Below are 11,144 nucleotides of genomic sequence, written 5' to 3'. Positions count from 1 at the left end.
CCTAGTGCTTTTGTTTCATTAAACGAGATGGGCAAAGAAGTACCCATAACTATTAGTTGGAACTCTTTGGGCAGTGGTGGTGATCCAAACCCAAGCGACAATGAAGAATTAGAGTTTAAAATTAATTCTGATGAGTTAAACGGAAAAGCCAAATGTATAAATGATCTTTTAAACAAAAAAGACTCCTCGTACGTCAAAAATTTATTGTCTAATTTTCAAGGAGAATCAGAATTTGATATTAAAATTGTTTCACAAGACGTTATAATTTCGAATGTAAGTGGAAAGCCAATAAACGGAAGCACAACAGAACCAGTCAACAGCGTAATTGTGATCAAAATTAGTACTTCGCAAGCCAATCTAAACCCCAACTTGGTGGTTGCTAGAACAATTTTGCATGAGTACATCCATGCAGATATTTTTAGAAAGCTAAAAACAAATGATACTTCATTACCACAGATACAAGATTTTAAAAAAATATTTGAGCTGTACGCTGACAACTTAGATAAAGATCATAGTGCTATGGCGGATTTATACATCAATAGCATGTTAGCCGCATTAAAAGAATTTCATAAAATGCAATTGCCTAATGACTATGATGCATACATAAATTATTATGGGGAAGAGCCTAATGATGCATTTTATGAAGCTTTAGCTTGGGTTGGTCTAAAAGATAATAATGTTGACGCTTGGGTTAAATTACCAGAGGCGAAAAAAGAGGAGATTAACAACATGGGCAGTAGGATAGATAAGCTTGGCAAGATCAGTCCGTGTACAAATTAAAACTTGAAAAAAATGAAACAGCTCATAACCATATCGCTTAGTATATTATTTAGCTATATCTCAATAAACGCGCAGGAAAAGACAAAAGATACATTGTATTTTAGCATTGATAAATACTATACCATCTCCCCAACCATTACACCCAACTTGTCCAACCAAAATTACTCAGAATGGACGACAGCAACCAACGAGCAAATAAAACACACCAATACTAATGGCTACATTTATTTCGTTGGCAATGGCTATTTAACAACCGGTCTTCGCCCCAAAAAAATACGCTCCATGAAAGAGTATATCGAAAATCGAAAATTTTATTATGATGGCAGATATAATAATTTAGTTGATAATTACAAACTCCAAGATTCATTATTTAACAAATATGTGATATACTTTGTTAATGATAATGAGTTTATACAACCCAGATATTTAGAATACAAGTCCTATTATCCACGACGTAATAAAAAAGGAGACTGGATTGCAAATCCAAACGAAAAAAAGGATACTTTATATTTCAATTTAGATAATGAGTATGTATACCCTTCAAAATACGATAAAACTGTTTATTTAATTAAAGATGGGGGTAATGAAGGTTCGGGAATGCTAAATTTTCAAAGAATAGAAAATGAAAAGCCTATTAATAATCTGGTTGTTTTGGATTTGGAGAGGTACATTAATCAATCAAATTTTTTTAATAAAAATGATAAAACTTTAGATAAACGGAATCTTGGATCATTTTTAAGTAATTATGTATTGTTCTTTGTTACTAAAAAAGAGAATGATTGTGATTACTTTCAAGTGCGACCAATGTTTGTTATTGAATAGGAGTATAACAACAGCAACTAATTCTACTTCAATTAAGCTAATAATTAGCGACAATCAATCTGAAAACGAGTACAAAGAGCTAAAAGCGCCATAAATTAAAGAAAAAAAATGAATGAAAAAAAGCTGCAAAACATCTATTTTGCGGCTTTTTTTGTGGTAACAACCTATCTCAAATGCTCCAGCATATCTTTAGTCATGCTTTCAAGATTAAATTCATGTTTCCAACCCCAGTCCTTTCTTGCTTCAGCATCATCAATACTTGCTAGCCAGCTGTCGGCTATTTTTATTTTTTAAAATATCCCTAAAAGTGGGTATTGTAGCTTGTGAAATATACTCTATTTTTATGAAATATAAACGAACCAATTATTTTATGAAAACAAACAAACAAACGAACGAAATAAAGCAAAAAGTCCTTGTACTTTTTATGAGTTTTTCGCTGTGTTTTATGCAGTCTTGTAGTATGGAAGATCTTGTAATTGAACAACAATTGACTATTGAAACCGTTTCTAAAAGCGAGGCAGTTTCTTTCGTTAAAAATCGCTATGATGAACAAAGAACAACAGCTAAAAGTAGTGGTTTACAAAATGATTTTGACTTTGATAAAATTACCCAAGAAAAACTAACCAATACCACTGAGTTATTGACAGTCATTCCTATAAAAACAAAAGCACAACAGCAGCGCCGTCGTGCTCTTTTTTTACGGGTAGGATCGCAAATTGAATCGATGATTTATCATGAGTTTGCAGAAAGTTCATTTACCAACGATACTTTTAGTGGTATTGTACTTATGACGCGATTAAATGGTGACTTTATTAGAGCATATCGTTTAAAAAACAATAAGTATGTAGTTGATTTGGTACCAAATAAAAAAAATCAATCGGGACAAAAAGGAACCCAAAATACGAGTAGGACTATTGATGGTGGCGACTTACACGAAGTAATAGTAATCAATAGCTATAAAGACCCTAGTGCTTTTGTTTCATTAAACGAGATGGGCAAAGAAGTACCCATAACTATTAGTTGGAACTCTTTGGGCAGTGGTGGTGATCCAAACCCAAGCGACAATGAAGAATTAGAGTTTAAAATTAATTCTGATGAGTTAAACGGAAAAGCCAAATGTATAAATGATCTTTTAAACAAAAACGGAGATTCTTTTGTGAAAAATTTATTATCTAATTTTCAAGGAGAATCAGAATTTGATATTAAAATTGTTTCTAAAGATAATGTGTTTTCTACAGAAACTGGTTTAGAAGTTAACGGGAAAACTTTACCTCCAAACAATAACGTAATAGTAATTGAAATTAGTACTTCTAAAACAAATGATAATGCGGCTCTAGAGGGTGCAAGAACCATTTTACATGAATACATACATGCAGATATTTTTAGAAAGCTAAATACGATATACGATGCAAGCGGAACTTTGGATTTTAAAAAAACGTATGAAGCATACGGGAATCAACACGGGACTATAGCAGAACTATACCTTAACAGCATGAAAGAAGCTTTAAAAGAGTTTCATCAAAATGTACTTACCGATGATTATAATAAATATACTAATTATTATGGAGAAACACCAACAGATGCTTTTTATGAGGCTATGGCTTGGGGCGGTCTAAGAGAAAATTCTGTTAAAGCTTGGACAGATTTACCCGCAGAGAAAAGAGTTGCAATAGAGGCACTCGCTGACAGAGTCCCTCGTTTAAGCAAAATAGTTCTTTGCCCTAATTAGTATATTATAAAAACTATTTGATTTATGAAAACATATATTTTATTTATGCTAACTTTCTTTTCTATTGCTGTCCTAAAGGCACAAGAAAGAAAAAAAGATACGCTTTTTTTTAATATAGATAAATATTACACAATATCTCCTACAATAATTCCAAATCTTTCGAAACAAACTTATCTTGAAAGGATGATAATTGAAAAACAGCAAATGAATCATACAAAAACAAATGGCTATATATTCTTTGTTGGTAATGGTTTTTTAACAAAAGGACTAAAGCCAAAAAAAATCCTATATATAAAAAACTACATTGAAAACAGAAAATTCTATTTTGATGGAAAATATAACCGAATAATAGACAAATGGAAACTAAAAGATTCATTGACCGATAAATACATAATATACTTTGTCAATGGCAATGAATTTATTCAGCCTAGATATTTAGAGTATCATTCTTACTATCCAATTGGTAAAGGAGAAAATGCCATTACCAATAAAATAAAAGATACACTTTTTTTTAAGTTGGATAATGATTATGTTTATGAATCAAAGATTACTCCTGGGAGTTATTTAATTGAAGATAGTAAAGGGAGTGAAATCATTTTCTTCGAGAAAATGAAAACCATATTTGGTCTAAAGCCAAAAAAAATACTGCATCTTAAAGAATTTGTAAGACACTCAAATTTTTTTGATGAAAATAAATTTGTTAAATTAGATTATTTTGGACTCAGTCAATATCTTAATAATTATGAAGTATTTTTGATTAAAAATAATAGTGAATATCTTCATGTAAATACAACTACTGTGATTTATGATTGATATGCTTCGATAAGGTACGTTTATACAGATAACAGGAACAAAGAATAAGAGAAAAATTAGAATTTGAGGTTAAATAATAATTACAATCCTATCAGGGTTTCGAACCTTGTGTTTCAACGTAGACAATGTGTATTTATACTCTTAAAAATACGATAAAACTACTTTTTTAATTAAAGATGGGGGAAACGAAGGTTTGGGAGTGTTATATTTTCAAAGAATAGATAATGAAAAGCCTGTCAATCATCCAATTGTTTTAGATTTCGAGAAGTATATTCGTCAATCAATTTTTTTTAATATAAAGGATAAAACTTTAGATAAACGGAATCTTGGGTCATTTTTGAGTAATTATGTATTGTTCTTTGTTAATAAAAAAGAGAATGATTGTGATTACATTCAAGTGCAACCAATGTACGTTATTGAATAGGAATACAACAACATTAACTAATTCTAATTCAATTAAGCTAATCTTTTACAATTAGCGACATTCAATCGGAAAGCGAGCACAAGAAGCTGCAAGTGCTACTTGCAAAAAATAAAAAATGAATATAAAAAATGCCGCAAAACATCCATTTTTCGGCATTTTTTATATTGTTAAATGATTTACTTCAAATGCTCCAACATATCGGCAGTCATCGTTTCTAAATTAAACTCATGTTTCCATCCCCAGTCCTTTCTAGCCTCAGCGTCATCAATACTCGCCGGCCAGCTGTCGGCTATTTTTTGACGGAAGTCTGGCTCATAAGTGATGGTAAATTCAGGAATGTGTTTCTGGATTTCGGCAGCAATCTGCGTTGGTGTAAAGCTCATTGCCGCCAAATTATATGAAGAATGAATTTTTATTTGTTCTACCGGAGCTTGCATAATTTGGATGGTCGCAGCAATGGCATCGTCCATGTACATCATGGGCATTTTTGTTTCGGAAGATAAAAAACATTCGTATGTTTTATCCGAAATCGCCTTGTGAAAAATATCTACCGCATAATCCGTTGTACCGCCACCAGGAGGCGATGACCAGCTAATTAAACCAGGATAACGAATGCTTCTTACATCTACACCAAAAATATTATGGTAGTATTCGCACCATCTTTCGCCAGCTTGTTTACTGATTCCGTACACCGTTGAAGGTTCCATGATTGTGTATTGCGGCGTATTTTCTCTGGGTGTTGTTGGACCAAAAACAGCAATACTCGAAGGCCAGAATATTTTTTTTATTTTTCCGGCTTTCGCCAAATTCAAAACGTGAAATAACGAATTCATATTCAAATCCCAAGCAAAAGCTGGGTTTTTTTCTGCTGTAGCTGATAAAAGTGCTGCCATCAAATAGACCTCGTCAATCTGATGCAATTCCACCAGATGTTCAATTTGATTGAAATCCAAGGCATTTACCACTTCAAATGGACCGGAATTGACAACGTCAATATTTAACTTTCGAATATCCGAAGCAATTACATTTTCTGTTCCGTATATTTTTCGTAATTTTTGGGTAAGTTCCGTTCCTATCTGGCCGCAAGCGCCAATAATTAATATTTTAGTACTCATTTTTGTCTGTTTTAAAAAACAAAGATAACGTTTTCGTAAATAACATAATTTTGATAAAAAATACTGTTAAATTCTTAAAGTTGTAATTAAAAACAAGCTATGTTTCTTAATTTTATAGGTTTTAAATATAAAAACTGCTTTAGGGATATTAGATAGTTATTCCGATGCCGTAATTCGTAATTGTAAATTTACTTTGTAACTTTGCACCTAAATTAATGGCGATTTTTAAACGAGCATAATGGGTTTTCGTTTGCAAAAGTAAGAGCGTATAGCGATTGCATTCAGCCAGTAAAAAACAACAAATTGCCACACATGAAATATAAAACAGCAATCTTCTTTGCTCTTGCTTTGCTCTTGTTTTCCTGTCAGGATAATAATCAAAAACGCCTTTCCGAAAATAAAAAAGAGATGCAGCGAAGAGAAATTATTTTTAAAAACATAGAGAAGGGTTGGGTTTTTTATGATACTCCAGTTACGGAGGCTTCTGAAAAAAGTTTGGCTACTTGGAATGCCTGGCGTATTTTTTTGGCTGAATTAGCGCTGAAACCCAGAAAATCAATTAAAGCGTTCCAACAAAAATCAAAAGCACTTTCTAAAAAAGTAATGGATTTAAACGAAAATATCCCTTATGAATACAGTAAACCTCAAATAAAAAGCAGAATTTCGACCTTAATTACTAAGGTACGATTGTTGGATTTATTTATTAATTTAGATGCTATTCCAGATAAAAAAGTAACGCAGCTAGTGTCAGAAATCAATTTAGAATTGGTTTCGCTTCAAAGACAGATGGACAAAATCACCGAGAAAAGTAAGATTCCCATCGAGGAAGGGGAATCTGAGTTAATGAAAATGATGGATACTACAAGAGCCATTCCCAATACACCTATAATCGACCCAAATATTCCACGCGTTGAGTAAAACAGCCTTATACAACACCTACGATAATTCGCCAAAAACCCAGCAAATCGTTGCTCGTTTATTAGAAAACAAGCAAATCAAAATACAGCTGTCGGGACTTTTGGGCTCTGCACTTTCATTTGTAATTCGATCCGTTTTTAAGAAAGCCGAACTTCCTCTTCTAATTGTTCTAAACAATAAAGAAGAAGCAGCGTATTACTTGAACGATCTGGAACAAATGATTGGCGAACAAGATGTACTCTTTTATCCCGGTTCATTCCGTCGTCCATACGAGATTGAAGATACGGATAATGCGAATGTTTTGCTTCGCGCCGAAGTCCTCAACCGGATCAATTCCCGCAAGAAACCAGCCGTTATTGTCACCTATCCCGAAGCCTTATTCGAGAAAGTGGTCACCCGGAAAGAATTAGATAAAAACACGTTGAAGGTTGCTGTTGGTGACAAAATTTCTATCGATTTTATCAATGAAGTATTGTTCGAATACGAGTTCAAAAGAGTCGATTTTATTACTGAACCCGGAGAATTTTCGGTTCGTGGCGGCATTGTCGACGTCTTTTCGTTTTCGAATGATAATCCGTACCGAATTGAGTTTTTTGGAGATGAAGTGGAGAGCATTCGTACCTTTGATGTTGCGACCCAATTGTCAATGGTACAACAGAAGAAAATTACGATAATCCCTAATGTGGAAAACAAAGTTTTTCAGGAAAACAGAGAAAGTTTCTTGGATTATATTTCAGAGAAAACGGTGATTTTCATCCAGAATACTGAAGATTTTTTATCACAATTAGACAAACAATTTGGCAAAGCCGAAGAAGCTTTCGCAAAATTATCGCAAGAAATAAAGCGGTCATCTCCGGAGCAATTGTTCTTGAATCAAGCCGAATTTATAAAACGAGCCTTGGATTTCTCGATTGTAGAATTGAGTTCAAAACCTATTTTTAGAACCACCAAAAAATTCGAATTTCACATTCAACCACAGCCGTCGTTCAACAAACAATTTGATTTGTTGTTGAATAATCTGAATGAAAATCATTTTAATGGCTATAAAAATCATTTGTTTTGTTCCAATGACGCCCAAGCCAAACGATTTCATGATATTTTCAAAACTTTGGATGAAGCCAATTCCGAGAATATCCGCAAGCAGTATCACACGGTTGTTTTTCCTTTGTATCAAGGATTTGTTGATGAGGAAAACCAAATTACCTGTTACACGGATCATCAGATTTTTGAACGGTATCATAAATTCAACATCAAAAATGGCTATTCTAAAAAACAGAATATTACGTTAAAGGAATTGACAACACTTTCTGTTGGGGATTATGTGACGCATATCGATCACGGAATTGGACGTTTTGGAGGTTTGCAAAAAATACAAGTCGAAGGCAAAACGCAAGAAGCCATCAAGCTCGTGTATGCCGATAATGATATTGTGTATGTGAGTATTCATTCGCTGCACAAAATTTCAAAATACAACGGAAAAGACGGAACGCCACCCAAAATTTACAAATTGGGTTCGAACGCCTGGAAGATTTTAAAACAAAAAACCAAGGCGCGTGTCAAACATATTGCCTTCAATTTGATTCAGTTGTATGCCAAAAGAAGGCTCGAAAAAGGATTTCAGTTTGCGCCCGACAGTTATTTACAAAATGAACTGGAAAGTTCGTTTATTTATGAAGATACGCCGGACCAAACTAAATCAACGGCAGAAGTAAAAGCGGATATGGAAAGTGACCGTCCAATGGATCGCTTGGTTTGTGGTGATGTAGGTTTTGGTAAAACAGAAGTCGCTATTCGAGCGGCTTTCAAAGCTGTGGATAATAGCAAACAAGTGGCGATATTAGTGCCTACAACTATTTTGGCATACCAGCATTACCGTACTTTTACGGAACGATTGAAAGATATGCCAGTTTCCGTTGGCTATTTAAACCGTTTTAGAACTGCCAAACAAAAAGCAGAAACCTTAAAATTACTAGCCGAAGGGAAACTCGATATTGTGATAGGAACACACCAACTGGTCAACAAAAATGTAGTTTTTAAAGACCTTGGATTGTTGATTGTGGATGAGGAACAAAAATTCGGAGTTAATGTAAAAGACAAACTGAAAACCATAGCTGCCAATGTTGATACACTGACATTGACCGCAACTCCAATACCACGAACATTACAATTTTCGTTGATGGCAGCGCGTGATTTATCCGTAATTACAACTCCACCGCCCAATCGTTATCCTATTGAAACCAATGTAGTCGGTTTTAGCGAAGAGTTGATTCGGGATGCGATTTCGTATGAAATTCAGCGTAACGGACAGGTGTTTTTCATCAATAACAGAATAGAAAACATCAAAGAAGTGGCCGGAATGATCCAGCGTTTGGTACCCAATGCCAAAGTTGGAATTGGTCACGGCCAAATGGAAGGACGAAAACTGGAGGAATTAATGTTGGCTTTTATGAACGGAGAATTTGATGTTTTGGTGGCCACGACCATCATCGAAAGCGGTTTGGATGTTCCTAATGCGAACACGATTTTCATCAATAATGCGAATAATTTTGGATTGTCTGATTTACATCAAATGCGCGGTCGTGTAGGACGTAGCAACAAGAAAGCGTTTTGTTATTTTATTTGCCCGCCGTATTCCGCAATGACAGACGATGCTAGAAAACGAATTCAGGCTTTGGAACAATTTAGTGAATTGGGAAGTGGATTTAATATTGCGATGAAAGATCTTGAGATTCGTGGTGCCGGAGATTTATTGGGCGGTGAACAAAGCGGTTTTATCAACGAAATTGGTTTTGATACGTACCAAAAAATTATGAATGAAGCCCTTGATGAATTGAAAGAAAATGAATTCAAGGATTTGTATCCGGAGGAAAATAATTTGGAAACCAAAGAATATGTCAAGGACCTTCAAATCGACACTGATTTTGAGTTATTATTTTCGGATGAATACATCAATAATGTATCGGAACGATTGAGTTTGTACAATGAATTAGGCGCTGTAAAAAACGAAGAAGAACTCATCATTTTCCAAAATAAATTGATTGATCGTTTTGGCCCAATGCCGCCACGTGCCAAAGCATTAATGAACAGTATTCGTATCAAATGGATCGCTACCCGCATTGGAATTGAAAAATTAGTAATGAAACAAGGCAAGATGATTGGGTATTTCATTTCGGATCAACAATCCGATTATTACCAATCGAAACGTTTTAATCAAGCCCTACTGTTTGTGCAAAAAAACAGTTCTATTTGTAAAATGAAAGAAAAACAAACGCCGGCTGGTTTGCGATTACTGTTGACTTTTGACAATGTGAAGAACACCAGGAGAGCTTTGGAATTGATGGAGCTATTGGGTGGGGAATAAATAACAAAGCTTCCAGTCTTTTGAAGGCTGGAAGCTTTGTTGATTAACCGAATTTTCTAATTCTTCAAATCCTTAATTACTTTGAAAGCCACATCTACTTGTTCTTCACTTACTAAAATTGTGAATTCATTAGAAGTCGAAATTACTTCGTTTATGATGATTCCTTCCCAAGCCAAACGCTGGAAAATAAAATAGTAAATCCCAGGAACAACGATGTTTTCTTTCGGTAATTTCACGGTAATCGAAGCCAGATTATCCAGTTTTTGAATTAATTTCTCAGAAGCAAAATGCTTGTCAACCAAATTGTTGATGCTGTTGCTGACCACAATATTTGTTTCATTCACACCTCTGGACGAAGTGTAAAAAATATCCGGCAGCGTATTAATATCGGTAATTAAATCTGCTTGTTTATTTAAAACAGTGTCAGAAGCAGCAAATGTATAATCCGTCAAAGCAGAACGAACGGTAATTTCCCCAATATTTTTAATTACTTTATTGATCTTGTGATTCAGTCTGAAATCCAGTTCTTCAGTGAGTCTTTTTAAAGCCATAACCACTGCGCCTTGTTTTACTTCCTTTCCAAATTCACTTTCTAATTCAGTCATTATATTCCGGGATAATGAGGTCAGATTAATGATCCCTAATGATAACGCATTCAACAAAAATGGCTTTGTTTTGATGTAGTTCTCTACAATGGAAGAAACAGTTTTCATAATTTAATTTTTTTAGTGGTTGTAAATATACGCGTAGTCAGTGTGTACATATAACGCAAATGTAAATAAAAAAACAATTTGTTACAAATATAACATTAAAAAAACGAATTAAAAATGATAAAACGCATCGATAAGATGCTCAATGACATAAGATTTGCCTTCTTTATGTATTGCAATAATGTCAAAACGGACATTTATATCTAAATTTCTTTTGTTGACAAAGGCATGAACGGCCTTTACAAGGAGCTGGATTTTTTTTGGTTTTACAAAATCTTGTGGTAAGCCAAATTCTAATGAGGAACGCGTTTTGACTTCAACAACAGCAAGTGTGTTTCCTTTTTGGGCGAGAATATCTATTTCGGCTTTTTGGAAGGTCCAATTGGTTTGCAAAATCGTGTAGCCGTCTTTCCGTAGAAATTCGACTGCCATTTCTTCTCCTAGTTTTCCAAGTTCATTATGTGCAGCCATA

8 protein-coding genes and 2 pseudogenes are annotated in these 11,144 nt (G+C 34.2%); 6 read left to right on the top strand and 4 right to left on the bottom strand.

Annotation, left to right across the window (positions count from 1 at the left end):
- Positions 1-780: pseudogene (locus tag EKL99_RS11720) on the top strand (hypothetical protein); the annotation flags it as partial.
- 12 nt (positions 781-792) lie between these two features.
- Positions 793-1,602 (top strand): hypothetical protein, encoded by an 810-nt coding sequence (locus EKL99_RS11715; protein ID WP_126577004.1) that lies wholly within the window; start codon positions 793-795, stop codon positions 1,600-1,602.
- 164 nt (positions 1,603-1,766) lie between these two features.
- Here the strand turns inward: EKL99_RS11715 and EKL99_RS14695 are convergent.
- A pseudogene (locus EKL99_RS14695) lies at positions 1,767-1,886 on the bottom strand (NAD-dependent epimerase); the annotation flags it as partial.
- 86 nt (positions 1,887-1,972) lie between these two features.
- Between EKL99_RS14695 and EKL99_RS11710 the strand changes: the two are divergent.
- Both EKL99_RS11710 and EKL99_RS11705 read left to right on the top strand, forming a co-directional pair.
- Positions 1,973-3,331 (top strand): hypothetical protein, encoded by a 1,359-nt coding sequence (locus EKL99_RS11710; RefSeq protein ID WP_126577003.1) that lies wholly within the window; start codon positions 1,973-1,975, stop codon positions 3,329-3,331.
- Between the two features lie 24 nt (positions 3,332-3,355).
- Positions 3,356-4,144 (top strand): hypothetical protein, encoded by a 789-nt coding sequence (locus tag EKL99_RS11705; RefSeq protein WP_126552939.1) that lies wholly within the window; start codon positions 3,356-3,358, stop codon positions 4,142-4,144.
- A 600-nt stretch (positions 4,145-4,744) separates the two neighbouring features.
- Here EKL99_RS11705 and EKL99_RS11700 read toward each other — a convergent pair.
- A complete protein-coding gene (locus tag EKL99_RS11700) occupies positions 4,745-5,683 on the bottom strand; it encodes an L-threonine 3-dehydrogenase (protein WP_126457859.1) in 939 nt (312 codons plus the stop codon).
- 312 nt (positions 5,684-5,995) lie between these two features.
- On the opposite strand from EKL99_RS11700, the gene EKL99_RS11695 reads away from it, so the two are divergent.
- Positions 5,996-6,601 (top strand): hypothetical protein, encoded by a 606-nt coding sequence (locus EKL99_RS11695; protein ID WP_126515243.1) that lies wholly within the window; start codon positions 5,996-5,998, stop codon positions 6,599-6,601.
- A complete protein-coding gene (mfd, locus tag EKL99_RS11690) occupies positions 6,594-9,962 on the top strand; it encodes a transcription-repair coupling factor (RefSeq protein ID WP_126577002.1) in 3,369 nt (1,122 codons plus the stop codon). The genes EKL99_RS11695 and mfd overlap by 8 nt, the downstream gene beginning before the upstream one ends.
- Positions 9,963-10,018: 56 nt before the next feature.
- On the opposite strand, the gene EKL99_RS11685 is transcribed toward mfd, so the two are convergent.
- Complete coding sequence (locus EKL99_RS11685; protein ID WP_126451909.1) at positions 10,019-10,675, bottom strand: aspartate kinase; 657 nt, start codon at positions 10,673-10,675, stop codon at positions 10,019-10,021.
- Positions 10,676-10,783: 108 nt separating this feature from the next.
- Complete coding sequence (locus tag EKL99_RS11680) at positions 10,784-11,143, bottom strand: YraN family protein (protein ID WP_126577001.1); 360 nt, start codon at positions 11,141-11,143, stop codon at positions 10,784-10,786.
- Position 11,144: the final 1 nt, after the last annotated feature.

The organism is Flavobacterium sp. ZB4P23 (genome assembly GCF_003970375.1).
Classification (GTDB): Bacteria; Bacteroidota; Bacteroidia; order Flavobacteriales; family Flavobacteriaceae; genus Flavobacterium.
The sequence above is the reverse complement of the archived record's forward strand: the minus strand, read 5'-3'. Positions and strand labels throughout refer to the sequence as shown.